Raw genomic sequence first — 25,062 nt, 5'->3', positions numbered from 1 at the left:
TTAATTGGACGAGGGATTTAAGATGGCGATTCTATTTCTTGCGAAATCCCAGAACAAGGGTTTTCTGCGCAAAATATCCAAACCGATGACCCAAACCTCTTCCCTGTCCTTGTCCCTTGACAAAAGGAAATTCTCAAGTGAAATTCCGCTTAAAAAATAAATGTCAAAGTATTCTTCCCAAATTCCCAGGTTTGTCCCCAAATAAAGAGGTCCCTTCCAATAAAAAAGATCCGCTTCCTGAATTTGATTTCCGGGCAAAAACACCTTCTTTTTACCTTGGGATTCCAGACCCTCTTCTCCTTTAAAGGGAAGAAGGCTTAAACTTGCACCGGTATCCAAAATTCCAATATAGGTTTTTTCTTTTTTGCCCTTGAAACTTGCATAATAATGGAGATTCCATTTCCGAACGGAAAGTGTGCGCAAACTGGTAGTTAGAAAAGCCTGAGGTTTTTCACAAAAACTGGACGAGGAATCAAATACTTGCAATTCTCCGTTTTCCCACCAAACACATGTATTATCAAAAAAGTCGTTTCCAACAAGTCCTTCCAGGCTTTCGGGAAGGATTCCCTTTCTTTTTTTGAAAGGGAAATCTTTTCCTTCCCATCTCAATCGAAATTGAGTGTCTCTTTCCGCACCCAGATGTTCTCTCACAAAACTAATGTCAGATCCGGTGTCCCATAACAACGGATAAGATTTATTCGTATCAGGGTCGGAAAACCCATGCAGCAAAAGATGAGTTCCCAGATCTTCCACTTTGAATTTCCCCTTTGGAAGCACATTCAGTATGGACGTTTTGTTAACGAAGGAAGAGGAAGGAATGGATGTTGTTTCCCCCTGGCATTGCAAAAAAGCCGAACAAAAGGAAAGTAGAATTAAAAATCTTAAACCAGTTTTTTGATACAATTTTGATTGGGGCAACGGGAATAATCTACGATACAATCTCTGTATTCGATCCCTGTTTTTTCTTCTTTGGACTTATACTCGATAAAACAAGAATAAGGTTGGAAGTTGAACGACTTAAGCCCCAATGCTCTATCTCGGATAGATTCGAGGACTCCGGAATGACCAGGACGGGAAAGATCGGAGAGAATGGTAACTGCTTCTGCCATACTCTCCTCATCGGCTTTTTTTCTATTCTTTAAAGGAAATTGTTCTGTTTCTACCGGAATGTTTGGCTTGGTAGAGAGCCTTGTCCGCACGTTCGATCAGATCTTTGTTGTTTCGGTCTGTAGAGCGGAAAGTCGAAACTCCTACGGACAAAGTCACCTTCAGATCAGCACCGTCGTTCGGGTTTTTTACAACCATAGCCTCAACACTTTTGCGGATTTCCTCACCCTTAGCAAATGCTTCTTCTTCGGTTGCACCGGGCATAACCAGACAAAATTCTTCTCCGCCATATCTGGCAGGAATGTGATGGCGTTGGCCTGCGTTGATGAGTTGTCTTGCCACTTCTATCAATACTACGTCCCCCGCTTGGTGACCGTAAGTATCGTTGAATACTTTGAACTTGTCAACGTCCGTAAAAAGAAGAGCTAGCTTGGTTCCTTTTTTGCGGCAACGTTCCATCTCTTCTTTCAATTTGGTTTGGAAGTAATGATGAATTTTCAAACCGGTCATCATGTCCACGGTAGCGAGTTCATACAAACGAGCGTTATCTACGGCAATGCCGGCCAAATTGGCAAGTGTGGTCATGAATTCCTTTTCATCTTCCAGAAACTCTTCCGTGGTCATCTTTTCCCCGAGAACGAGGAGACCATTCACCTTACCTTTTGCATTCAAAGGAACAAGAATTTCAGCACCTAACTGGCGCAAGTAATTCAAATCTTTGGAATCTTTGAGTGACTCGACCAAAAGAATCTGATCCATAGTGATCGCTTTTGGTTTTTCCTCGAAATAATGAATCAGAGGAGTATCTATTTTGATTTCGTAATTATGATCTGCTTCCGTCAGCTCGAATCCCTTCGTGGATTGAGGCTCCAATCGGAAAAGACCTAAATCAATCTCCGGCTCCAGGTACATGGCAGCATGCAACGTCTGCAATTGAGCTAGGCAAATATTCAGGATCGCATCAATCAGATACTTGTAATCAAGCGTAGAGTTGAGCGCGCGGGAAATCTCAAGGAGCTGTTTTTGATCGTATATTTTTTTTTCGTAATGTTCGAATACTATGTCTGTATTTTCTTTTAGTGACAAAGCACACCGCCCAAGCTGAGATTAAATTATTAAAAACAATGAAAATAGGGTCAATGTAAAGTACGATTTTAGGGATTGGTTTAAAAATTGTACAAATTGTGTAAACTTCTTAGAACAAAGTATAAACGATCTTGACAGGAAACCTGCATCATAGAATGTGGTATTTACACCGCGCGGTGGAGCAGCTGGTAGCTCGTTGGGCTCATAACCCAAAGGCCACAGGTTCGAATCCTGTCCGCGCAACCGTTATCATCCTTTATTCCTTTCCTCCCAACTCCTTACTCCTCTTTGCAGCCTCCGTGACCGCATCACGGACAGAAGTAGTAAACCCTTTTCTCTCCAAAGCATCCAAACCGTAAATCGTGGTTCCCCCGGGAGAAGTGACCCAATTGCGCACTTCCATAGGATGAAGATTTGCATCTGACTCTTTTAGCTTACGAAAGTATTCCACACTCCCCGCAATCGTCTCCAAAGCCAAATCCAGACTTTGTGAATACGATAGCCCGGCTTTCAATCCTCCTTCGGCAAGCGCATGGAGAAAAGTCATTACATACGCCGGCCCCGATCCGGAAAGACCTGTCACTGCATCCAGTAATGACTCCTTATCCAACCTAACGACCGTTCCAAGGGAAGAAAAGAGATCCACAACCAAAGAATCAAGACTAGGTTCTCCGAAAAATCCTACCGCCCCACGTCCTACCACCAAAGGCAAATTGGGCATAAGCCTGGACACCTTCGAGCCTTTAGGTGCGCCACTTTGAATGGTGGCAACGGAAATCCCGGCAGCAATCGACAAAAATGTTTTTGGTTTTTTGAATTCGCCTACCACCAATGCAATGTCGTTCGGTTTGACTGCGAGTATGATGATGTCAGCCATCTCTTCGAGAGAAGGAATCCCGGACTTGTATTCTATGCCCGGGATCTGTGTTTTTGTAAACGGATCATAACCGTAAACGAATCCTTTCCCGGAGGCATGGATTCCCAGGGCGATCGCTCCGCCCATTTTGCCCAGTCCCACTACTCCCACATTATGCCTGTTTGTCTGTTCCATAAACCCTATCTCCAAATATTTTTGAACCGATCCGCAAATAATCGGATCCGTATTGCAGTGCAAGATCGTAATCCCCACTCATCCCCATAGATAATTTTTTATCAGGGAAGTATTCATTTCTCAAATCATTCAATTTTTGAAAGGCAAGTCCCGTTCCTTCCGATTCACCGTCTGACGGTCCCATCCCCATCATTCCTTCCCAAATGCAATATTCATTTTGAAGGTTCACCATCTCTTTCTTGCGCAAGATCAATTCTTCCGTATCCATTCCGTTTTTGGAAGACTCCTTTGTAAGATTGCATTGTATAAAGTATCGGATTGTTTTTTTCTCTTTCAAAGCACGTTTCAATAATTCGTTTAAAGTGGAAAAAGATCCCACCCCGTGAGTGAATTGAAAATGACCAAATAACTTGCGTAAAGTACCGGATTGCACAGGCCCTATATGGTGCAATTGAACCTCTTCGTTTGCCTCGGGAAACTCTTCTCTGAGCTTTGTGAATTTTTCAACGGCTTCCGGAATGTAATTTTCTCCGAATACACGGATTCCCCCCAGATACGCTTCTCTTATCACCTCGTAAGGTTTTGTTTTGGAAACAGCAAGGATTTGAAATCGGTTCTTCGGGTATTGGGATTGAAGAGAGGAAATGAGATTTTTGTAAGATTCTCCGTAGGAAGACAAGAATTAAGGTCCGAGAGATTTTTCTAATTTTTCGATTCTTTTTTCAATCTCTGTAAAACGCATATCGTTCTTTTGATTTTGCAAAACAAACTTGGATTCCATATCCCGGAATCTGGCTTCCAAACTCACAGATTGTCTTGATTTGGTTTCGGAACTGATTCGGTTCGGTTTTGCCCAAGACTTTTTCGCTTGGAGTTTGGAGTCGGAAACTTTTTTTGCAGTGTATGTATATCTGGGGACAGATTGTTTTTTCTTTGCGGTAGGTCGATAAACAGCGGTTTGTTTGTTTTTATTTTCTTTGGAAGTAGAACTGATCTGAGGTTTGGTTTCTTTGAGAAGATCACGCGGTTCTTCCGCAAATTTGTCTCCTATCATTTCCTTTTCTTTGTCTATCGTGGCCTTTTCGGATGATTTGGGAGTTTGTTTTTTTTCAGCCTGGCTGCCTGTTACGGAAACCGATTTGGAACCTGGTTTTTCCCAAGTAGGATCCATCTCCTCAAGACTGGGAAGATTGGGCAACTTTGTCTTTGTGGACTTGTCTTCTTTGTTGGAAGAATCATCTACATTTGCAGTTTCCTTTTCGGAAGAAACGGGAGAAGCCCAAGGTTTTTCAATGATGCGGTCTTCTTTTTCCAAAGAATTGGCCTTACCGATCATCTGTATCTTCTGGTAGATTTCATTACGATAAATGAATCCGAAAATAAAAGAAGAAAGGAGTAGTACAACAAGGATCGCCGTTGTAAAGATTTTTAGATTATCCTGTCTAGCCATAGAAAAGACTTTACCCTTCTTATTTTTTACCGTTACTATAGAAAGGATTACACTTTTTTGCCGATTAGAAAAGTTAGAAATGTTTTTATTTATAAAAAAAGTTAATATATTTTTTCTACTTCTTCTCTTTTTTTGCCTGGACTTGAGTGGCGCACCCAGACCTTGGGACAGAGATGAAGAAGGTAGAGTTTTACGACTGCAAAAAGCACTCGAAAATGAAAAAAACTATGTCTTATTTCTTGCGGAAGACTTCGAAGGAGAAAGACCTTGGAGTATTTACAGATCCGATTCTTTTTTAAATCACACTGAGTTTTCTGCAAATCTTCCCGACTCCTCCGCTTTCCCCCAGGAAAAGGAAATTTTGAAAAACAATGGTTATCCGAACGTCCAAACCCAAAATTCTTTCTTGATTCATAGTTATGTGGAAAATCCGAAAAGGGATCATTGGACGATTCGTCCCGAAGAACAGTTGTTACTTCCTCTGGGACTTCCCATCCAGGCGATCATTTGGGTGTATTCCGAAGGCCATCATATGGCTTTGGATTTGGTAGTGACTCAGAAAAAATCAAAAGAGATTTATTTGCCCTTGGGCATTTTGAATTTTTTCGGTTGGAGAAGATTGGAGGTTCCCATCAATCTTCCGAAAGAAAATGCAAGGCTCATCCAATCTTTTTCTTTGCCTGTGTCTGTAAAAGCGTTTCGACTCACGTCTCAGCCCACTCAAAAACAAGGCGCCTTTCATTTGTATTTCGATCAATTGTGTTTTTTAATGGATAAGTCCACTTTTGTTTACCCCGGATCTGAGGTGCAAGATACTTGGGGAAACAAACGTTAAATGGCGTATTTTCTTTATAATCTGATTCTCATTCTGCTTTACCTCCCATTTCTGATCGTCGTTTTTCTTTTTCCGAAAGGAAGAATGTTATTAGCCAAAAGAAAGAAAAGTTTAACTGAACTTTTAAATTCGGATAAGGATCCTCAAAGGAAAACCGTTTGGTTGCATGCTGCAAGTGTGGGAGAGCTCGATCAAGCACGCGCACTTGCGGGAGAAATCAAAAGACAAAATCCGAGTCTCTTTATCATCCAATCGGTTTATTCCGATAGCGTTACCGACAAACAAACAATAGATCCTAACTTCGATCGCAGTTTTATTTTGCCTTTGGATTTTCCTTTTGCCTATGATTCCCTATTCAAAAAATTTAGGCCCGAAAAACTAATCATCCTGGCTTGGGACACTTGGCCTAATTTGTTAAAGACGGCCAATAAATACAATTGTAAGTCCTATTTGGCATGCGCTTCTTTGTCTTCCGGTTCGGGGAGAAAAAAAGGATTCGTTCATTCTTTAACAAAAGCTAGTTTCCAATACCTGGAAGGAATTTATCCTTCCCATCCCATTATTGCAGAAGAGTTCAAAACATTAGCACCCGACCATAAGATAGAAACACTGGGTGATACCCGTTTTGAATCGGTCTTGCACCGAATCGAATCCGGGACCCCTCCGGAAAGATTCCAAACCTTTCTGAAAAAATACAAAACGGAAATCGCGGACCAAAAACCGATTTTACTAGGCTCTACTTATCCCGTCTGTGAATCCTATTTTTCGGATTTTCTTTTCCATTGGTCGGAACAGAATCACCCTCTTCCTACATTCTGGATCTTTCCTCATAAATGGGAAGAGAACCGAATGCAATCGTTTCGATCGAAATTGGAATCGATTACAACTGTAAAAACTTTTTCCGAACTCATGGACCGAAGCTCGGAGTATCCGAAGATCGTGCTTGTGGACGAATTGGGTATTTTGGCATTTGCTTATCAATTTGCCAAGTTTGCTTATGTGGGAGGAGCATTTCACCACAGAGTGCATAATACGATCGAACCTGCCGCATTTGCACTCTCTCTTGTCACGGGCCTGAAAATTTCAAATGCTCCCGAAGCAATCGTTATGCAAAAGCTAGGTGGTCTCATCGCTTGCAATCATAAGGAAGAATACATCAGTGCTTTTAAAAAATTAATTTTAAACCCGAATCTGGCGGAAGAATTGGGCGCAAAAAACAGAAACTTTGTGCTGGAAAACAAAGGGGCGTCCGGAAAAATCTACAGTAGAGTTTTTTCGAATGACCCTAATTAAAATTGCAGCTGTATCTCTCAATACAACTCCTCTCGATTTTTCAGGAAATCTAAAATCAATCAAGTCCAGTCTCGAGTCCGAAGAGATAATCGATTCCGATTATGTATTATTTCCGGAACTTGCCATCTCCGGGTACGGATGTGAAGACGCTTTTTACAAAGAATCGGTTTGGAAAAGATCCTGGACGTCCCTTCTCGAAATCCTTCCCTATTCCAAAGACAAAACGATTTTGGTCGGCTTACCGGTTTTTCATTCTTCTTATTTGTACAATTGCATCGCAGTCCTTCATGCCGGTGAAGTAATTTGTTTGGTTCCTAAAATGAATCTTGCCAACACGGGAATCCATTATGAAAAAAGATGGTTTCATTCTCCTTCCGGTTTTATCAGCGAAAGTTTTATTCCACCAAATCATAGTTTTGCGAATCAGAAATCGATTCCTTTCGGACATTTTATCCTGGAAAAAAACGGAATTCTCTCCGCAGTCGAAATCTGCGAAGACTCCTGGAATCTGAACCGTCCTTCTCAATATTATGCCGAAAACGGAATCGATGTTTTGTTTTCTCCGGGTGCTTCCCATTTTGCTATGGGAAAAAGAGAAATCCGAAAAAGAATCTTTCAGGAAACAAGCAGAATCCAAAGAAACCTGACTGTTTTTACCAATCTTTGCGGAAACGAATCCGGCAGAGCCATATACGAAGGAGGCAGTTTGTTTTGTGAAAACGGAAACGTTTCCAAAGAAGGACCGAGGCTCTTTTTTTCCACTTATCAAATCACAACTTACGGATCTTCTCTTTCCGAACTTCGTTCCCTTCGCGCCAAGGAATTCAGAAATTCTCACCCGAACGGAAATCACAAAAAAATTCCAATCTTCCGTTTGACCTCGCTGAACAAAGATTCCAGCACTTCGAATTTTATATTGGATATGAGGGAAAAAGAAAAACGAAAAGAATCCGATTACAAGGCACCTGTTACCGTTTACGATGATTTTACCCGTGCAGTTTCGCTCGGACTTTATGATTATCTGCGGAAGTCCAAAACAAAAGGATTCACCTTATCTCTATCAGGTGGTGCGGACAGTGCGATATGCGCATTGCTCGTAAATTCGATGAAGGAACTTGCCAAAGAGGAATCGGGAAATTCCATTTTTTCGGAATTGGGGATCCATGAGGAAAATCTATTGGTTACACTTTACCAAAAGACCGAAAACAATTCCACATTGACGGAAAAGATCGCATCCCTTCTTTCCCGGGAAATAGGAAACAAACACTATCAAATCTCGATTGATTCCTCCGTTTCCAATGCAGTCGAATTGATCGAATCCCAGATCGGCAAAAAATTGAATTGGGAAACGGATGATCTCGCACTTCAAAATATTCAAGCCAGAGTCAGATCTCCTCTCATCTGGTTACTTGCCAACACGAACGGACATTTGTTATTGTCCACAAGCAATCGTAGCGAAGGTAGCGTCGGTTATACGACCATGGACGGAGATTCTTCCGGGTCTCTTTGCCCGATTGCAGGAGTGAGCAAGGAATTTCTGCTTTGCTTTTTGGACGATATCCAAGAAGGAAATAATGCATACATAAGTCCTAAAGAATCCATAGGAATTTTAAGACAAACAAAACCCACTGCAGAGCTCAGACCGCTTGTTACGGAGCAGGAAGATGAAAAGGACTTGATGCCCTATCCGATTTTGCAAGAGATAGAAAGGCTTCTGGTTTATGTGGGGCTAGACGAAGCGGAATGCCTGGAAAGAATCCTGGAAAAGGACAACTCTCTTTCCAAGGATACAGTTTCAAACCAAATAGAAAGATTCGTTCGACTATTTAAAGTTTCCCAGTGGAAAAGAGAAAGGCTTCCTCCCTCTTTTCATTTGGATGAATACGGACTGGATCCGAAAACAAGCCTTCGTTATCCGATCCTATCCGGTGAATTCTAAACTTTAAGGAAGAGATACACCCGCTTTATTATAGGCTGATTCCATTTCCTTATCCACTTGTTCGTTTTGGAATTTAATATTGGTTAGTATTTCCTGAAATTTTTTGTCCATTTCGGGATCTTCTCCACCTTGGCTCTCAATCAGATAATTGATGATCTCCATCCGGTCGTTCCCTTGTTTTTTAACATGCGAATAATAAAACTGAACGTCGGAAGCGGAAGGAGTTCCACCGAACACGGATGTTGTGGCCTGTGCCAGTTTTTGTCCGTGTTGTTCTGCTTGCGCTTTGAGTTCGGGAGTCAGACGTTTCGGAATCAAATCGTTATCAGGAAAAAGTTCGCGGAGTTCATCAAATGTCTCCATTGCCTCGGGAGGATACGGCTTGCCGGTTTGAGGATTGATCGGGATCTCTCCATCACCTGAATTATTTGCAATTTTAGAGTCTTCTTCGTATTTCATCCCGCCGGCTTTGTAATAGTCCGAGTCGAAGATGGATTCCGCATCCTCTCCTCTGACTCCTAGCGGATTGTTTGTTTTTCCTTTGGAACCACCTCCTAACAAATAAGAAAGTGCTTTGGATTTTTTGTCTTTTTTCTCTTTTTCCGCTTCATCATCCCGAAAGGTAAAAAGCAATGCGACAAAGAACAGAATGAGAGCTACGAAAGCTGAATAGAGTATTTTTTTTTGGATTCCCATAGATTGAATTCCTAAAATCGTGGGAGGGAACGTTTTTTACATGCGACGCACCCTCTCATACCCAATATATCTAGTCAGCTTTTCCTTTCTTTCCTTTTTTAGCTGTGGAACTAATACGGATACCCCAGTTGCCCCTTTTATTTTCTTAGTGCCACCGAGCGTTCCCCAAATCCTGGCAATAGTCGCCGTAAATAGTAATATTACCGACAATTTCGAATTGGATGCCTTGAATTTTAATGCAAACCCCCGTCCGGAATTTTTAGTTCGTTATTATATAACCAACAGAGAGCCTCAATTCCAAGGTTACAATCTCTATATCACCACTGCCACACCTGCGATCATTCAAACGATTTCAGGGGAATGGTTGGAAGATGGGGTACAACCCAGTTTTCCCCATTTACCGTTTCAAAACTCTACGGATTCCAAAAACATAATTACCAAAAGAATCCGTTATCAGATTCCTCCGCCCGGAGTGTATCCGTTTCAAAAATGCCAGATTTATAATTTTACACTTCGTTCCTTCCTTGCCAATGGTTTGATTTCCAACCCTTCTGCCAGTGTTTCCAATTGTTCCGGTGGCTATGAAATGGCAGCTCAAGCACTAGGAGTTCCCCCTCTTTCTCTTTGTCCGGCCAATACAGGCTGCAATACAAACGCTGCTTGTGCTGTTTCCGGTTGCGGAACCCCGAGTGCCTGCCCTTTGGGGAGTGCCTGCAATCCTTGTTTGGTGTCAGGAAAAGAAACATTGGGTTGTCCCTGTCCGTCAGGTTCCAAACCCCCAGGTTGTCAGTTCATTGGCCCGTAATATGGAAAAAGGTGCTCTGTATGTAGTGGCGACCCCCATTGGAAACCTGGGAGATGTTACCGCACGTGCAATTGAAGTTTGGAATTCGGTGGAAGCAGTATATTGCGAATCTCTTTCCGAAACCAGGAAATTATTTTCCAAGTTGGGAGTGAACGCAAAAGTTTACCCTGTTTATAAAGATTCTTCTGAAACACCTTACGCCCCCTTGATGCAAGGCCTGAAAGAAGGCAAATCCTATGCACTTGTATCGGATGCAGGAACACCGGGAGTATCCGACCCCGGTTCCCATTTGGTCCGAATCGCAAGGGAGAAAGGTTTTTCCGTTGTTCCGGTTCCGGGTGCTTCCGCACTCACTGCGCTACTTTCCGTTTCCGGATTTCAGGTAAACCCCACCTTGTTTTTGGGATTTTTATCAGAAAAGCCCGGCAAAAAACGAAAGGAACTGGAAGAAGCGGGAAAAATAGAAGGACTGGTTGTATTTTACGAATCGGTTCATAAATTACCCCGCCTCTACCCTATGCTTTTGGAACTTTTTCCCGAAAATGAAATCCTAGTAGGAAGAGAATTGACAAAGACATTCGAGGAAATACGTTATTATGCCAATCCAAAGGAACTTTTGGAAAATCCTCCTGTGGCAAAGGGTGAATTCGTATTTCTCCTGAATTCACGAAAAAAAAAGCTTAAGGGATTTTCTATAATCTCCGATACTTGAATCGAAAGAGGACAAATAGCATGAACGTAGATAAAATAGGGAGAGTTGGTGGTTACGGTTATGAACCGAAAAAGACTGCTTCTACTTCCAAAACAGAATCTAACGGTCCAGTAGACACAATTTCGATCTCCGATGCTGCTAAAAAACTTGCAACGGAGGCAAAATTACAATCTGAAGTAAAACAAATCGCAAAACAGATAGTAAGTGCTCCTCCCGAAGAAGACCGTACGGAAAAAATAAAAGCAGTTAAAGATCGTTTAAAAAACGGAGATTATGATAATCTTTCCAACAACATGTTGGATAAAATTTCCGACCAAATTGCTTCTACATTTTTAGGACAATTGTAAAAAGGACAGGTGGTGAGGGGTCCTTTCAATTTGTCCTCTTTGCGGATTCTACCACCTTCATTTAGTTATACGTAGGAGGACATATGCCAGTCCTCCCGGAATGGATCAACTTCCAATTTCCCACAAAAATTCACTTCGAAATCGACTGCGGTTATAAACTAGGTTCCTTTGTTAAAAACATTGGTACCAGGGTTGTTCTCATCGCCACCCAAAAGGAACTGGAGAACGCTGAAGAATTATCCATCATCAAAACCAGTTTGGAAAAACACTCCGAAGGGGTGATCATCTTCGATGATATAGTAGATAAAGTTCATTTTAAAGATTTGGACTCTACGGCACATTTTCTTCGCATATCAAATGCGGATTGCGTTGTGGCTTATGGCTCCTTTGAATCAATTAACGCAGGTAAAGCGGCAGCGCTCTTGGCAACAAACAATCTGTTCGCAGAAGAACTGCTAGTTGGCAAAAAACAATTAAAAAGAAAAGGACTTCCCGTCATAGTTGTTCCTACCAAACCTCTTCTCGGAAACGAATGTTCTCCTTTCTTTTCTGTTGTGGATGATAAGGATAAAAACAGAAAATACTTCGCACACGAATGGGCTTTTCCCGAACTAGTCGTATCCGATCCGAAAATCGGCGCGGGTATGTCCTCTACGGAAACCGCCAAAACAGGAATCGCAATTCTATCTGCTGCAGTAGACAGTATTCTTTCCAAATACGCAAACGAAATCACCTCCTCTACCGCACTGCGTGCCATCGAATTGATTTCCAAAAACATTGTACCCGCCATCCGGGAACCGCGCAACCTGGGTCCTAAAAACTCAATCTACGCAGCAAGTTTGCTTGCGGGAATCGCCCAATCTACGAGCTCTCTCGGGTTATGTTATGCACTGTCTCTTGCAGTAACAACTGTTACCAATCTTGATATATTCCAAGCTATGTCGATCTTACTTCCCCATGTGATGGAATACAACCTCACCTCCTCCGCCGGTAAATATGTAATGATTGCGAGAGCTTTGGACGAAGACGTTTCCAATATTTCGGTCATTGAGGCTGCGATCAAAGCGGTGGAAGGAATCAGAAAGATTTATCTGGAACTCAGAATTCCCCAAAGATTATCAGAGTATGAAGTGAAAAAAATCGACCTTCCGGGAATCGCAACTCTTGCCGCGACCTACCCGTTTCTGGATTGCCTTCCCAGAGAATTGCCAAAAAATGAGATAGAGACGATACTAGTCGCAGCATTCTAAGTTTGGTAAGATTTTGATCCGATTAACAGAATTCGAAACAGAATTGATGAAGACCTTTTCACTGAGTGACCGTGATGCACGGAGACTGGAAAGAGTCATCACGGATCTATCGATTATAGTGGGGATGGATCACACTGAAATTTTTGATTTTTTACGTTTCGGTGTGGAGAAAGAGTTCGAAGAATTGAAAGCCGATTATCATTGGGAAAATTTCAGAATCAAAATACAGAAAAAACTAAAAAAATCAAGTTCTTGATCCACAAAGAAGGAAAAAACTACCATTTCTTTTTTGCTACACCGAACTCAGTAGCAAGAATTCAATCCTTATCCGAACCATTTTATAACTTCCCAAAATCAAAAATACCGGAACTCCCCTCTCTTCATAGCGAACCGATTTTAATTCCCAAATTTTTATACTCTCTCCATTGGAATCGGACTCGTTTTCCTTCCGTGTCGATTGATACTTTTGATTACAACCATCCAAAGCCCGAAACAGGTGAAATTCAAATCGGAGGAATGATTCATCAGGAAAGCATTCACCTTACAAAAACCAAACGAACAAAATACGGACAAAATAAATATCTTTCTCTACGCGATATAGTGAATCCGAATTTTTCGGAAGAAGAAGTAAATGAGAAAATAGAAATGCTTTACTTCGATAAAAAAAGTAAAAACTTTCTGTTTCGTTTGGTTCGTATCCTTTACTCCGGAACTCCCGAAGAAGAATATAAAATCGTATCCAATCTGTTTACTCATGAATCGGAATTCGCAAAATTTCTGAGTAACAGTATGTTTACGGCAGAAATCATTCCTCTCATACACGGACCGTTTGTACAAAGCTTCATCTCTTCCTTTGATGAAAGGATCGTCAAATTCGAATTACCGAAACTATCGAAACCAGTGCGAGAGGTTTTGCAAAAATCAGTTTCAAAAAACAAATTCCAAATGATTCAAAACTCACCTGCCTTGGAGCCGAAAGAAGGAGAAGGTCTGATTGAAACAATGGAAACGGAAGTGTATCGGAGATTTTCCAGAAATATATACTTCGAAGAAGGAAACATGTTCACATACAAAGTTTCTTCCGATGAGGAAAATCCGGATTCGGTCCGAACGAATTTTGAAAATGCGGATAAGTTCAGGTTTTGGAGATCCGATCCTTATATAGAATTTTACGGATGCAGCAAAACGAAACTGTTCTTTCAAACCAAAGAATGGATCGATGTCCTGCGGTTCGATTGGTTTTTGTCCAGAAAAGACTTCGAATCTTACGAATTTCATAGACTTCCTCCCTATCATCTTATCGAAATTCCTTTTTTTACGACTGGCCTCGCTATCGTAGGAGGAGGAATTACAAAAGAAAGGAGAGGATTTGAATTCACATTACAATGGTTTGACTATTAAACAGATCAAATACGAAAACAGCATTTTTACTTTCGAAATCATAAGCATTAAGTATTACAAATAAGCATATTTTTTTCAGGAGTATTTGTCCCAGGTTCCCAAAAAATCCCCTTACAATAAAAAATATCGAAGGTAAATGGGATCGGACGTTTCGAAAAAAATATGAACGAACACCATTCATGAATAGAATATTACACCAACAAACAATATTTAAATAATTTCAATATATTCTAAAATTAAAATATAAATATATTATAACTATATAAATTATTTTCGTTGACCGCGTAAACATAAAATTATAGAAATAGTTTCGATTGGTATAAAGTTTTTTCCGGGACAAAAAAAAACCGGAAAATCCTGCATTATAATCGGCAACATGGGAACAAAGTGTCCATAGAAAGAGATCCGCTGGTTATCCGGAGATCAGCAGAAACTCGAAAAATCGGTAACACATAAATTTTCTCAAAGTATAGACAAGTTAGCATATCCGTTGAGTGCTTAGAAAGAGATTCTACAGGAGATTAATCAATGAAATTTTTCGTAAAAACGCTTTTAGTAACTTTTACCATTTCTCTTTTATGTCTTGGGTGTTCTTCCAAAGATAACAAAGACCGTAAACTATTGCCTTTTCTAGCATTATCAATGATGAACAATGACAGCCCATGGACTCGTCTTTTCGGAGCTCCTTCCAAGCAGACTACAGGCAGGGGTGTATCCGTAGGTCCACAAGGAAATATTTATACGACAGGTGATACGGATAGTATTCTAGAAGGACAACCATCCGATAACAAAACCGGAAATCTTTTCGTAATTAAACACGATTCAAACGGAAATAAATTATGGACTAAATTTTTAGGAGTCACTGGCAAAAATACTTATAGTGATGCTATTTCCTCAGATTCACAAGGAAATGTTTATATAACAGGAGTAACGGAAGGTGAGTTGGATGGGCAAACACTTACCGGAGTTCAGGACTTATTCGTAGTCAAATACGATTCCGACGGAAATAAGTTATGGACCAGGCTTTTAGGCGCATCAGGTAAAAAGGCCTTTTCCAGAGATATTATCATAACTTCTCAAAACAATGTTTATATTACAGGAGATACAGACGGCAATCTGGACAACCAAACATTGACAGGGAATATAGATTCGTTTATAGCGAAATACGATTCCAACGGAAATAGGTTATGGACTAAACTTTCAGGTGTTTCGAATAGATTTGTTTTCTCCGAAAGCATTTCTACGGATTCCCAGGAAAATCTCTACATAGCAGGACATACAGATGGTAATCTAGATAACCAAACATTAACAGGGAGGATCGATTCGTTTGCAGTGAAATACGATTCCAACGGAAATAAATTATGGACCAGGCTTTTAGGAACATCAGGTAAGGAAACAATCGCTTTGGGTATATTTTCCGATCCCGAAGGCGATGCCTATATAACAGGATATACAGATGGAAATTTAGACGGAAATAGTCTAACCGGCACTAAAGATTTGTTTGTTACCAAATATGATGCGAACGGCAGTAAATTATGGACCAAACTTTTAGGTGCACCGGGCAAGGAAACACGAGCCTATCGAATCAACGTGGGGTCAAAGGGATATCTCTATGTTACTGGATTTACACAAGGTGATCTGGATGGGCAACCACGAAAGGGTTCTCAAGATCCTTTCGTAGTCAAATATGATGCAAACGGTGTTAAATTATGGACTCGCCTTTTGGGAGGAAGTTCTTCGGAAATTAGATCTGCTGCTGCGGCTAGAGATATCGCCATAGACAGACAAGCAAAAAATATTTATATAACAGGAGATACCAACGGCGATATAGATGGGCAGAAACTAACCGGAACCAAAGATTTATTTTTACTCAAAATAGCAAATGAGAGCCGTTAAAAAACGGATTTGAATCAAAAATCTTAAAAATATTTTTTCAAGAAGACCTCATAATGAGGTCTTCTGCATTTGCCGATTAATGATTTTGATTGGAAGTCTATTTCTTTCCGTTTCCAATGTATGCTTGAAACACTCCTCCAGAGATAGCAAAAAGAAACAACAGACTTTGCTAGCGCTATTGTTTCACTTACCAATAAACTCGGCAAATGCTTGAGCTTGAACTTACCCCTGTAAAGCCCTACAGATTTCCAGATTCTAAATAACAGCGATAATGCTATAAATAATACAAGTAGCACCAAATATAGATTTGGTGTTTATAGCGCGCCATCAACTCCAGGTTCCATAATCCTCAGTACACAGCTCAACCACTATAGCTTTAGATTTGCATGCAAACATTTCTGGTCTAGATGCCGTGTCCAGTCAAGAAGGGAAAAGACTGAGTAGGATTTTCAATTTGTTTCCAATAAAAAATTTAAAATATATTTTTTGTAAAAAATCACGTTACAGGACTTTTTACTTCTTATCGATAAACATAAAACATATAGTTCTTTCTAAAACCGAAAGGGCATTTGTATCCATACAGAGATCATTCCAATAAGACAATTCAATGTTAATACAAACAAATACCAACGATGAAAATACCATTTAAAAACAATCATCAATTAAATTAAATATATCATAAAATTCAAATATAAATATATAATAATTATATTAATTGATTTATTTCATTGACCTCATAACCACAAAACCATAGAAATGATATCGATTGGTATAAAGTTTTTTCCGGGACAAAAAAAAGAACCGGAAAATCCGGTATCATATCGGCAACATGGGAACAAAGTGTCCGTAAAAAGAGATCCGCTGATTATCCGGAGAACGGCAGAAACTCGAAAAATCGGTAATGCATAAATTTTCCCAATAGCCGAAGACCAATCAATTCGAAGGGGCTTTGAGAAAATTGTGTTGTGGCGATCTTTTCATTACATGCACATTCCTGTTTTCTCAAAGTATGGACCAGTTAGCATATCCGTTAAGTGCTTATAAAGAGATTCCGCAGGAGATTAACCAATGAAATTTTTCGTAAAAACGCTTTTAGTAACTTTTACCATTTCCATTTTATGTCTTGGATGTTCTTCCAAAAATAACAAAAACAAGAAACTATTACCTTTACTAGCATTCTTAATGATGAACAACGACAACCCCAACCCATGGACTCGTCTTTTCGGAACTTCTTCCAAGCAGACTATGGGCACGGGAGTATCCGTAGGTCCACAAGGAAATATTTATACGACAGGTGATACGAACAGTATCCTAGAAGGACAACCGTCCGATAACAAAACCGAAAATATTTTCGTAACCAAACACGATGTTGGTGGAAATAAATTATGGACTAAATTCTTAGGAGTCACTGGTAAAAATACACGTAGCTATGCTATTTCCTCGGATTCACAAGGAAACGTTTATATAACAGGAATAACGGAAGGTAGTTTGGATGGGCAAACGCTTACGGGAGTTCTGGACTTATTCGTAATCAAATACGATTCTAACGGAAACAAGTTATGGACCAGGCTTTTAGGCGCATCAGGTAGACAGGCCTTTTCCAATGATATTATCATAACCTCCAAAAACAATATTTATATTACAGGAGTTACAAACGGCAATCTGGATGGACAAACATTGACAGGTATTGCCGATTTGTTTATAACGAAATATGATTCCAACGGAAATAGATTATGGACCAAACTTTTAGGTGTTTCGAATAGTCAGACCAGATCCGAAAGCATCTCTATGGATTCCCAAGAAAATCTTTACATTGCAGGAGAGACAGGAGGCAATCTGGACGGACAAACATTGACAGGCACCCTGGATTCATTTGTAGCGAAATACGATTCCAACGGAAACAAAATATGGACTAGGCTATTAGGTGCATCAGGTAAGACAACAAGCGCCTTTGGTATTTCTTCCAATCCTGAAGGCTATGTCTATATAACAGGATTTACAGATGGAAATTTAGACGGAAATAGTCTAACTGGAACTAAAGATTTGTTTGTTACCAAATATGATGCGAACGGTAGTAAATTATGGACTAAACTTTTAGGTACGCAAGGCAAAGAAACACAAGCCTATCGAATCAACGTGGGGGCAAAAGGAAATATCTATGTTACTGGATTTACACAAGGTGATCTGGATGGGCAACCACAAATTGGTTCCCAATCTGGATTTGTAGTTAAATATGATCCGGATGGCAATAAGTTATGGACTCGTCTTTTCGGATCGATCGGATCTGCCGCTGTTGCCAGCGATATCGCCATAGACAAACAAACAAAAAATATTTATATATCAGGAGTTACCAACGGCGATATCGATGGGCAGAAACTAACCGGAATCCAAGATTCATTTTTACTCAAAAGAGCAAATGAGAGCCGTTAAAAATATAAAACCGAAAAACTATCGATTGAAACAAAAGCCTCACACGGAGGCTTTTGTTTCATCAACAAGATACGAAAGTTAGATGGTTAATTCGTTTTTACCCTATGGATTGCGTCATTCCATCGGGTGATTTCTTCTTTTCTTTCCGATTCTTTCATCTTAGGCTCGAAGTGTGTGTTTTTTGTTTCCAGCTTTTTCAAAGCGGCAACATTTTTGAAAAACCCTCGTTCCAGACCGGCCAAGTAGGCCGCACCGAGGACCGTAGTATCTACGTTTTGCGGACGAATCACGCGCGTTCCCAAGATATCCGCCTGGAATTGCATCAGCCATTGGTTGGCAGTCGCTCCTCCATCCACTCTTAAAAATTTAAGAGGTTTGCCCGTTTCTCTTTCCATGGCAGATGCAAGTTCATACGATTGAAGTGCGATCGCTTTCAGAGCGGCGCGAGTGATTTGTGCGGGAGTTGTATCTCTGGACAACCCGAAGATGGCGCCTCTAGCTTCCTGGTCCCAGTGAGGCGCACCAAGCCCTGCAAACGCGGGGACAAATACGATTTCATCCTTTGTTTTCAATGCTTTGACAAGTTTTTCAGAATCCTTGGAGTATTCAAAAAATTCCAGATTGTCCCGTAAGAACTGAACGACTGCCCCTCCGATGAAAACCGACCCTTCCAGACAGTAGACAGTTTTGCCTTCCGGGCCCAATGCCAAAGTGGTAATCAAACCTTGGTTGGAGATCCTGAATTCATCACCCACGTTGAATAGAAAAAAGCAACCTGTTCCGTAGGTATTCTTTGCTTCTCCCGGTTCCGTACACAATTGACCGAAGAGCGCTCCTTGTTGGTCGCCGACTAACGAAGAAATAGGAATACCGTCCGGTAAGGATTTTACACCGGAAGTGTGACCGAAAAGATTTTTGGAATTGAATGTTTGCGGTAGGATGGAACTGGGAACTCTTAAAATTTCACAAAGTTCTTCATCCCATTCCTTGGTTTGGATATTGAATAATAAAGTTCGGGATGCGTTTGTATGATCCGTTTTATGTTCTTTATGGTTGGTAAGTTTGTAAAGTAACCAAGTGTCGATCGTTCCGAATTGTAAGTCCCCTCTTTCCGCTTTTGCACGGGCTCCCTTAACATTGTCCAAAATCCATTGGATCTTGGTTCCGGAAAAATAAGCATCAAGAACTAACCCGGTTTTGTTTCTGAAATTGGATTCAAGACTTTGTTTTTTCAGATTATTGCATATATCAGATGTTCGTCGGCATTGCCATACGATCGCATTGTAAATCGGTTTTCCAGTTTTACGATCCCAGACGACCGAGGTTTCTCTTTGGTTGGTAATTCCTATGGCAATCGCGTCTTTCGGATTCAGATCGGCGGATTTGATCACATCTCCGATGAGTTTTTGTGTTTTAGCCCAGATTTCTTCCGGATCATGTTCCACCCAGCCCGGCTTAGGATAATGTTGTTTGAACTCTTGGTAAGCGGAAGCAATTACTTTTCCTTTATCATTAAAACAGAATGTACGAATTCCCGTCGTGCCTGCGTCAATTCCTATGATATATTCTTTTTTTGCCACTTCATATCTCCAATTCTAAACTTTCATGAGCCATAATGATTTCCAGTTTGCCATGAGGATCAAACATCTCTTTGTATTTCAATGCTCGCAAGTAAACCAAATCCAATTTGTCATCATCATAAGAAGGGTCGTGGTGAAACATGATCAGTTTTTTTACTTTGGCACGAAGTGCAATGTCCGTTGCGATTGATGCGGAACTATGACCCCAATCGATCTTTTGCAAAGACTCTTCAAATGTGTATTGAGTATCGAAAACAAGTATCTCTGCATCTCTGAAATAATCTATATAGGTGTCTATATTTTCCATTTCATCCAGATTAAACTCCGCATCGGATGCGAATATGATGGACTTTCCGTTTTCAGTAAACCGATAGGAAAAACTCCCACCCGGGTGACGGACTGCCTTGCTGAATGCCGTTATATGGGGACCTAATTGAACTTCCTTTCCTTCCTCTTCGTAATGGAATGTTTTGTTTGCTGCATAGTGATCGAAAGAAACCGGAAAATGACTGAATACGAATTGATACTTTAACCGATCTTCGATATCTTCAAAGGAAGAATGAAATTCAAAATGATTTCCAGGAAGGAAAAGAGGAACAAAAAAAGGAATCCCCTGGATATGATCCCAGTGGGTATGAGTGAGAATCCAATGAGCATGTCCTCCGCCTTTTCCGAATGCGGACGGCATAATGGAATTTCCGAGCTCCCGAAGTCCGGTTCCACCGTCTATGATGATCAGGTTATCGTCTTTGTCACGGATTTCAACACATGTAGTGTTGCCACCGTACGTTGATGAGGCGGAAAAACTAAGTGAATTCAAAAATTTGCGAATGCTTTGTTCGTTTTGGATATCGGTAGGGCTTGCCAAAGATAAAATTTTTTCAATTTTCTGCTTTACCCCCGTAGGACGAATCGGTGAACCAATTGAACCCCTTACTCCCCAAAACTTGATTTTCATTGCTCTTTTTTTACGTTCCTTATTTCAAAAAATCAAACGTTTTAATATGGAGAATCTTTTTAAATCAATAATAAGATTCGAATTAAACACGTAGTTCTTGGATGGTATGGATCACAAAGGAAACGATCCCTGAAAATACATAGAACCCGACGGCTCCGTATAGAAAATGAGGCCATTTCGAAATCCCGACGGCTAACACCAGTAGTGCGAGTCCGCCCAGAGCAAATGCCATTCTTTTCCAAGTAAAGATTCCCCGCATTGCTACCTGTGGTTTGGAATAACGGATGGTTGATACCATTAGAAGTGCAGTGCAAATAAAGAAGAGAATTGCCATATGTTTCGGAACTTGTTCCACACGAAATACAAGAGGAAAAATTCCTACCACTACTCCGGCCACCGGAGAAGGAAGCCCGTGGAAAGATTTGGGATCATGTGCGACATTGAATCTTGCGAGTCTGTATGCGGCACAGATGGGAAATAATGCGGCAATCAACATCCCCACTGGAAACATATCCGGCCTTCCGAAAAGATCGATCTTGTATTCATCCAAAAACATTTTGTATGTTAAAAATCCGGGAGCGATTCCGAAAGTGGTGAGGTCGGCCAAACTATCCAAGTCGGCCCCAAGCTCCGATGTACAATCCAATGCTCTAGCCGCCATCCCGTCAAAACCGTCGAATAACGCAGCTAAGATGATGAATACTCCTGCCAATTGGAATAATTCATGGCTAGGGGTGGTACTAAGTCCGATTTCGGAAGCAACCAACATGGATACAAATCCGAGTGTAAGGTTTCCGAGGGTAAGAGTGTTTGGTATCCAGGTAAGTTTTTTTTTCATATCGTTTGAGAGAAACTTCTCTTTGGGCTAACTTTAAAATTTAGAGGCGCGGTAAAACCTTTCTGCCAAAGGTAAAATCCAAGGTTTGCGATCATGGCACCGTTGTCCGTACATAAGATTTTTTTGCTAGGATACAATAGAGTCCAATCCTGTCTTTTGGCAACCATTTCTAATTCTTCCCGGAGAATCGAATTTGCTAGCACCCCACCGGCACAAACAACAGTTCCGATTCCGGTATTTTTCACCGCTTTTGAAATATTACGAGTTACCAATTCAAAAGCGGTTTTTTGAAAATCGTGGCAGATTCTGGGAATATCCAAGTCTTCTTTCGGTTTCCCCCTCACATGGTACAAAACAGCAGTTTTCAGACCGCTGAAGGAAAACTCAATTTTGTCATAGGTGCTTTCTTTTAATAATCTGGGAAACAGGGAGCCTTTCGGTTTATCCGTTCTATCAAAAAATTTCCGAGCCTCTTTTTCAACGACAGGACCTCCGGGATAAGGCAAGTCCAAAAGAGCACTGACTTTATCGAAAGCTTCCCCCAGGGCATCGTCCATAGTATCCCCGATGAGTTGCAAATTCCCCCAATCCGAATAACGGTAAATGGAAGAATTTCCTCCGCTGAGAAGAACCCCGAGCCAAGGAAAAGAAGGAATCTCTTCTTCCAAGCTAACAACCGCAAGATGAGCTTCCAAATGGTTGACCGGAACAATGGGGATGGAATGAACCAGGGAAATACACCGGGCAAGTTGTGCACCGATCATTAGAGAGCCCATAAGACCCGGATGGGTAGTGACCGCGATGTATGCAATATCTTTCCAGTCTACATCCGCTTCGATCAAACACTCTTCAAGCAGAAGGTTGATCTTTTCCAAATGGGAACGGGAAGCCAATTCAGGCACCACACCCCTGTAAGGTGCGTGGTTTTCTATCTGACTGTAGATTTTAAGAGAAAGTAGTTTTTTGCCAGCTTCAACTAAGGCAATCGAAGTTTCATCGCAACTGGATTCTATTCCTATCCCGATTTTCGAATTCGTATTCAAGACCTTATTGTTCTTTGGAAACCAATTGAATAGCCTCTTTCAACTGTAAGTCCAATTCCGTATTCGGTTTTTGAAAAGAAGAGGTCGATTTAAGTTCGCTAAAAAGATAGAGTCGAACGACTGAATCTCCAATGTGTAATTTTTCCGATTCCAACAATTTTTGAAAGTCACGAACCACATCTTCATTGAACTCAGGATGTTCACTCAAAAACGGTCGAAGCTTATTTTTCTTTTGCAACTTATCAAAAGCAAATTTTTCTTCATCAGTAGCAGTGATAGGTTGAACCACAAGATCAGGTGTAATTCCTGTTCCATGAATGGACTTGCCGGAAGGAGTAAAATATTTCTGAATGGTGACGGCGACACCTGTTCCGTGAGAGAGTGGGAAAATAGACTGAACCGATCCTTTCCCGAAACTCTGAGTCCCAACGATCTTGGCACGTTTGTTATCCTGCAAAGCCCCGGCCAAAATCTCGGAAGCGCTTGCCGAACCGCCGTTCACAAGGACTGCAATGGGTACGTCTAAGAATTTGGTTTCGGATTTTTCAGATCGAAAGGTACGAATGAGAACCCCTCCCCTTCCCCGAACGGATACGATTTCTTTGTTGCCCGGCAAAAATAGATCCGCAATTCTAATAGCGAGATCAAGTAGTCCGCCCGGATTCATCCGCAAATCAATGATAATGTTTTTTGCACCCGAGTCAACAAGCTTACGAATGTTATTCGTAAATTCTTTTTCCGTATTTTCCCGGCCCATAAACTGAGCGAGTTTGATATAACCTGTTTTGGTTTCAGGTAGAAACGCAGAACGAATGTATTGGATTTTAATCAACTCACGAACTAAGCTGACAGTAAATGCGTCTCTCAGACCTTTTCTTTCTATTTTCATGGAGAGAGAAGAACCTACGTCTCCCCGCATCATAGCTATGGAATCCGAGAGGGATAGATTTTTTGTGCTCTTTCCGTTGATCTCCGTGATCCTGTCATGAGGAAGAAGTCCGGCCTTCCATGCAGGGGTTCCCTCCAAAGGAGCAATAATGACAAAAGCTCCTTCCTGAAAACTCACCTCGACTCCGATTCCACCGAAACTTCCTTTGGTTTCGTTTTGCAATTCCTGAAAATCGTCCTTATCCAAAAATCGGGAATGAGGATCACCTAAGCTTTGCAAGGCGCCATGGATGGCTCCGGTGTAGATCTTTTTCTCTTCTATCGGATCAACAAAGTCGTTTTCGATATAAGATATTACTTCATGCAAAATTTGAAGATATGTTTCTCCTTCGGAAGAAATGGCTTTTGCTTTTTCCAAAGGAGAAAAGACCCAAGCTGCCAAAAGCAAAAAGGTAATGCTTGCCCATAGGATTCTTTCTTTGCCTCGGGTCATGATTCATTTCCGTAAATGGACAGGTAAAGAGATTCGTTTTTTTCCTTTAAAGCGTGTTTTGCTTTATCGATGGGAAGGCGGTAGATGTCACAAGCCTCTTCAAATAACTCCCGGTCGGAAGGAGAGGGCTTGTCAATGTCTGCGGTAAGACCGGTTTGAATTCTGGCTTGAGCGACCCGCTCAAGAACCCTTTTCAAATCATAAGGACTGACCGCTTCTTTTTTAGGAGCGCAATAGCTAAGGAAGGAAAACAATGCCAAGCCGATGAGAAAAATCGGCTTTGAAGGAAGAAGGTGCATACCCCATAACCTTCCTTACCGCTCTGAATCGGGTCAATCAGTAAATTCGGTACAAACCTACCAACTTGCCTATGATTGTTGCTTTTTTTGTACGGATGGCTTTCAGACGGGAGTTGCGCGGTTCCAAACGAATATGATCCGCATCCTTATAGAAAACTTTCAATGTAGCTTCATTTTCGATCATGGCAACCACGATCTCTCCATTTCGTGCGGAATCCTTTTTTTGAATGATGGCAATATCTCCGTCACTGATCCCGGCTTCAATCATGGAATCCCCTTTCACCCTCAGAGCAAAGGTGCCGGGTTTGGTAGCTAGATGATCCGGAACGGCAATGTATTCCTCTATGTTTTCTTCCGCGAGAATGGGATTTCCTGCGGCAACCTGACCCAAAAGAGGAATCCCCGAGGCACGAACCAGAAGGGTATCATCAGCATTCCCCCGCAATAACTCGATGGCACGACTCTGGTTTTTAGAAGTGCGGATGTATCCTTTTTTTTCAACGGCTTTGAGATGATCGTAAGCACCCTTTGCAGTGATTCCGAACTGATCTCCGATCTCCCGGATGGTAGGAGGAAAGCCCTTTTCCCTTACAGTATCTGTAATGTATTGAAGTACTTGTTCTTGTTTTTCCGTAAGATCTTTCATACTTAACAGACAAATAGGA

General features: G+C 41.1%; 25 protein-coding genes and 1 tRNA gene. 12 read left to right on the top strand and 14 right to left on the bottom strand.

Annotated elements, in window-relative coordinates; genetic code table 11:
* The 3 genes from EHS11_RS05255 to EHS11_RS05245 are packed head-to-tail and all read right to left on the bottom strand — an operon-like array spanning position 1 to position 2,193.
* On the bottom strand, positions 1–903 hold the full coding sequence (locus EHS11_RS05255) for a hypothetical protein (RefSeq protein WP_167884356.1): 903 nt from the start codon (positions 901–903) through the stop codon (positions 1–3).
* Entirely contained in the window at positions 882–1,109 is a 228-nt protein-coding gene (locus EHS11_RS05250; protein WP_109018785.1) for a hypothetical protein, read from the bottom strand. The genes EHS11_RS05255 and EHS11_RS05250 overlap by 22 nt, the downstream gene beginning before the upstream one ends.
* 22 nt (positions 1,110–1,131) lie before the next feature.
* A complete protein-coding gene (locus EHS11_RS05245) occupies positions 1,132–2,193 on the bottom strand; it encodes a sensor domain-containing diguanylate cyclase (protein WP_135763360.1) in 1,062 nt (353 codons plus the stop codon).
* Positions 2,194–2,363: 170 nt separating this feature from the next.
* Between EHS11_RS05245 and EHS11_RS05240 the strand changes: the two genes are divergently transcribed.
* Positions 2,364–2,436 (top strand) — tRNA-Met (locus EHS11_RS05240).
* Positions 2,437–2,449: 13 nt separating this feature from the next.
* Here the strand turns inward: EHS11_RS05240 and proC are convergent.
* From proC to EHS11_RS05225, 3 genes are read right to left on the bottom strand one after another with little or no spacing between them, the layout of a single operon-like run.
* Entirely contained in the window at positions 2,450–3,244 is a 795-nt protein-coding gene (gene proC / locus EHS11_RS05235; RefSeq protein ID WP_135763359.1) for a pyrroline-5-carboxylate reductase, read from the bottom strand.
* A complete protein-coding gene (locus EHS11_RS05230) occupies positions 3,222–3,923 on the bottom strand; it encodes a YggS family pyridoxal phosphate-dependent enzyme (RefSeq protein WP_135763358.1) in 702 nt (233 codons plus the stop codon). Before EHS11_RS05230 ends, proC begins: the two co-directional genes overlap by 23 nt.
* Before the next feature lie 3 nt (positions 3,924–3,926).
* Entirely contained in the window at positions 3,927–4,694 is a 768-nt protein-coding gene (locus tag EHS11_RS05225; RefSeq protein ID WP_135763357.1) for a hypothetical protein, read from the bottom strand.
* A 79-nt stretch (positions 4,695–4,773) separates the two neighbouring features.
* Between EHS11_RS05225 and EHS11_RS05220 the strand changes: the two genes are divergently transcribed.
* The 3 genes from EHS11_RS05220 to nadE are packed head-to-tail and all read left to right on the top strand — an operon-like array spanning position 4,774 to position 8,761.
* Complete coding sequence (locus EHS11_RS05220; RefSeq protein ID WP_135763356.1) at positions 4,774–5,529, top strand: flagellar filament outer layer protein FlaA; 756 nt, start codon at positions 4,774–4,776, stop codon at positions 5,527–5,529.
* Positions 5,530–6,822, top strand: coding sequence for a 3-deoxy-D-manno-octulosonic acid transferase (locus tag EHS11_RS05215; protein WP_135763355.1), 1,293 nt, complete (start codon positions 5,530–5,532; stop codon positions 6,820–6,822). It begins immediately after the preceding gene.
* A complete protein-coding gene (gene nadE / locus EHS11_RS05210; protein WP_135763354.1) occupies positions 6,809–8,761 on the top strand; it encodes an NAD(+) synthase in 1,953 nt (650 codons plus the stop codon). The genes EHS11_RS05215 and nadE overlap by 14 nt, the downstream gene beginning before the upstream one ends.
* Positions 8,762–8,764: 3 nt before the next feature.
* On the opposite strand, the gene EHS11_RS05205 is transcribed toward nadE, so the two are convergent.
* Entirely contained in the window at positions 8,765–9,457 is a 693-nt protein-coding gene (locus EHS11_RS05205; protein WP_135763353.1) for an LIC_20245 family lipoprotein, read from the bottom strand.
* 40 nt (positions 9,458–9,497) lie between these two features.
* On the opposite strand from EHS11_RS05205, the gene EHS11_RS05200 reads away from it, so the two are divergent.
* The 8 genes from EHS11_RS05200 to EHS11_RS05165 all read left to right on the top strand — a co-directional run bounded on the left by EHS11_RS05200 (position 9,498) and on the right by EHS11_RS05165 (position 18,298).
* Positions 9,498–10,262 (top strand): LIC11073 family putative lipoprotein, encoded by a 765-nt coding sequence (locus tag EHS11_RS05200; RefSeq protein ID WP_135763352.1) that lies wholly within the window; start codon positions 9,498–9,500, stop codon positions 10,260–10,262.
* Positions 10,252–10,974: a 16S rRNA (cytidine(1402)-2'-O)-methyltransferase gene (gene rsmI / locus EHS11_RS05195; protein ID WP_135763351.1), complete on the top strand. Its 723-nt coding sequence runs from the start codon at positions 10,252–10,254 to the stop codon at positions 10,972–10,974. The genes EHS11_RS05200 and rsmI overlap by 11 nt, the downstream gene beginning before the upstream one ends.
* 20 nt (positions 10,975–10,994) lie before the next feature.
* Positions 10,995–11,321 carry a flagellar biosynthesis anti-sigma factor FlgM gene (locus EHS11_RS05190; protein WP_135763350.1) on the top strand — a complete coding sequence of 109 codons (327 nt, stop codon included), beginning with the start codon at positions 10,995–10,997 and terminating at the stop codon, positions 11,319–11,321.
* 83 nt (positions 11,322–11,404) lie between these two features.
* A complete protein-coding gene (locus EHS11_RS05185; protein ID WP_135763349.1) occupies positions 11,405–12,571 on the top strand; it encodes an iron-containing alcohol dehydrogenase in 1,167 nt (388 codons plus the stop codon).
* 13 nt (positions 12,572–12,584) lie between these two features.
* Positions 12,585–12,827: a hypothetical protein gene (locus tag EHS11_RS05180; protein ID WP_135763348.1), complete on the top strand. Its 243-nt coding sequence runs from the start codon at positions 12,585–12,587 to the stop codon at positions 12,825–12,827.
* Entirely contained in the window at positions 12,824–13,972 is a 1,149-nt protein-coding gene (locus EHS11_RS05175; protein ID WP_135763347.1) for a flagellar motor switch protein FliG, read from the top strand. The genes EHS11_RS05180 and EHS11_RS05175 overlap by 4 nt, the downstream gene beginning before the upstream one ends.
* A gap of 528 nt (positions 13,973–14,500) precedes the next feature.
* Entirely contained in the window at positions 14,501–15,868 is a 1,368-nt protein-coding gene (locus EHS11_RS05170) for an SBBP repeat-containing protein (RefSeq protein ID WP_135763346.1), read from the top strand.
* Positions 15,869–16,936: 1,068 nt separating this feature from the next.
* Complete coding sequence (locus EHS11_RS05165) at positions 16,937–18,298, top strand: SBBP repeat-containing protein (RefSeq protein WP_135763345.1); 1,362 nt, start codon at positions 16,937–16,939, stop codon at positions 18,296–18,298.
* Positions 18,299–18,384: 86 nt separating this feature from the next.
* Here the strand turns inward: EHS11_RS05165 and glpK are convergent, their stop codons facing one another.
* The 7 genes from glpK to lexA all read right to left on the bottom strand — a co-directional run bounded on the left by glpK (position 18,385) and on the right by lexA (position 25,043).
* A complete protein-coding gene (glpK, locus tag EHS11_RS05160) occupies positions 18,385–19,878 on the bottom strand; it encodes a glycerol kinase GlpK (protein ID WP_135763344.1) in 1,494 nt (497 codons plus the stop codon).
* 1 nt (position 19,879) lies between these two features.
* Positions 19,880–20,836 carry an MBL fold metallo-hydrolase gene (locus tag EHS11_RS05155; protein WP_135763343.1) on the bottom strand — a complete coding sequence of 319 codons (957 nt, stop codon included), beginning with the start codon at positions 20,834–20,836 and terminating at the stop codon, positions 19,880–19,882.
* Between the two features lie 82 nt (positions 20,837–20,918).
* Positions 20,919–21,674 (bottom strand): CDP-diacylglycerol--serine O-phosphatidyltransferase, encoded by a 756-nt coding sequence (pssA, locus tag EHS11_RS05150; protein ID WP_135763342.1) that lies wholly within the window; start codon positions 21,672–21,674, stop codon positions 20,919–20,921.
* A complete protein-coding gene (gene tsaD, locus EHS11_RS05145; RefSeq protein WP_246047610.1) occupies positions 21,671–22,717 on the bottom strand; it encodes a tRNA (adenosine(37)-N6)-threonylcarbamoyltransferase complex transferase subunit TsaD in 1,047 nt (348 codons plus the stop codon). The genes pssA and tsaD overlap by 4 nt, the downstream gene beginning before the upstream one ends.
* Before the next feature lie 4 nt (positions 22,718–22,721).
* Positions 22,722–24,098 carry a S41 family peptidase gene (locus EHS11_RS05140; protein ID WP_135763341.1) on the bottom strand — a complete coding sequence of 459 codons (1,377 nt, stop codon included), beginning with the start codon at positions 24,096–24,098 and terminating at the stop codon, positions 22,722–22,724.
* Positions 24,095–24,397 carry an LA_1448 family UV-C exposure upregulated protein gene (locus EHS11_RS05135; protein ID WP_135763340.1) on the bottom strand — a complete coding sequence of 101 codons (303 nt, stop codon included), beginning with the start codon at positions 24,395–24,397 and terminating at the stop codon, positions 24,095–24,097. The genes EHS11_RS05140 and EHS11_RS05135 overlap by 4 nt, the downstream gene beginning before the upstream one ends.
* 37 nt (positions 24,398–24,434) lie before the next feature.
* Positions 24,435–25,043: a transcriptional repressor LexA gene (gene lexA, locus EHS11_RS05130; RefSeq protein ID WP_109018766.1), complete on the bottom strand. Its 609-nt coding sequence runs from the start codon at positions 25,041–25,043 to the stop codon at positions 24,435–24,437.
* Positions 25,044–25,062 lie beyond the last annotated feature (19 nt).

This window comes from Leptospira ilyithenensis (genome assembly GCF_004771005.1).
Classification (GTDB): domain Bacteria; phylum Spirochaetota; class Leptospiria; order Leptospirales; family Leptospiraceae; genus Leptospira_A; species Leptospira_A ilyithenensis.
Note: the sequence above shows the minus strand (reverse complement) of the source record. Positions and strands in the feature narration are given on the sequence as shown.

Bases quoted from the DNA above. Each gene is read 5' to 3' on its own strand.
- EHS11_RS05250 (WP_109018785.1), bottom strand. From the start codon at position 1,109: ATGGCAGAAGCAGTTACCATTCTCTCCGATCTTTCCCGTCCTGGTCAT.
- proC (WP_135763359.1), bottom strand. From the start codon at position 3,244: ATGGAACAGACAAACAGGCATAATGTGGGAGTAGTGGGACTGGGCAAA.
- EHS11_RS05225 (WP_135763357.1), bottom strand. From the start codon at position 4,694: ATGGCTAGACAGGATAATCTAAAAATCTTTACAACGGCGATCCTTGTT.
- EHS11_RS05220 (WP_135763356.1), top strand. From the start codon at position 4,774: ATGTTTTTATTTATAAAAAAAGTTAATATATTTTTTCTACTTCTTCTC.
- EHS11_RS05215 (WP_135763355.1), top strand. From the start codon at position 5,530: ATGGCGTATTTTCTTTATAATCTGATTCTCATTCTGCTTTACCTCCCA.
- nadE (WP_135763354.1), top strand. From the start codon at position 6,809: ATGACCCTAATTAAAATTGCAGCTGTATCTCTCAATACAACTCCTCTC.
- EHS11_RS05205 (WP_135763353.1), bottom strand. From the start codon at position 9,457: ATGGGAATCCAAAAAAAAATACTCTATTCAGCTTTCGTAGCTCTCATT.
- EHS11_RS05200 (WP_135763352.1), top strand. From the start codon at position 9,498: ATGCGACGCACCCTCTCATACCCAATATATCTAGTCAGCTTTTCCTTT.
- EHS11_RS05190 (WP_135763350.1), top strand. From the start codon at position 10,995: ATGAACGTAGATAAAATAGGGAGAGTTGGTGGTTACGGTTATGAACCG.
- EHS11_RS05185 (WP_135763349.1), top strand. From the start codon at position 11,405: ATGCCAGTCCTCCCGGAATGGATCAACTTCCAATTTCCCACAAAAATT.
- EHS11_RS05170 (WP_135763346.1), top strand. From the start codon at position 14,501: ATGAAATTTTTCGTAAAAACGCTTTTAGTAACTTTTACCATTTCTCTT.
- EHS11_RS05165 (WP_135763345.1), top strand. From the start codon at position 16,937: ATGAAATTTTTCGTAAAAACGCTTTTAGTAACTTTTACCATTTCCATT.
- EHS11_RS05155 (WP_135763343.1), bottom strand. From the start codon at position 20,836: ATGAAAATCAAGTTTTGGGGAGTAAGGGGTTCAATTGGTTCACCGATT.
- pssA (WP_135763342.1), bottom strand. From the start codon at position 21,674: ATGAAAAAAAAACTTACCTGGATACCAAACACTCTTACCCTCGGAAAC.
- EHS11_RS05140 (WP_135763341.1), bottom strand. From the start codon at position 24,098: ATGACCCGAGGCAAAGAAAGAATCCTATGGGCAAGCATTACCTTTTTG.
- EHS11_RS05135 (WP_135763340.1), bottom strand. From the start codon at position 24,397: ATGCACCTTCTTCCTTCAAAGCCGATTTTTCTCATCGGCTTGGCATTG.
- lexA (WP_109018766.1), bottom strand. From the start codon at position 25,043: ATGAAAGATCTTACGGAAAAACAAGAACAAGTACTTCAATACATTACA.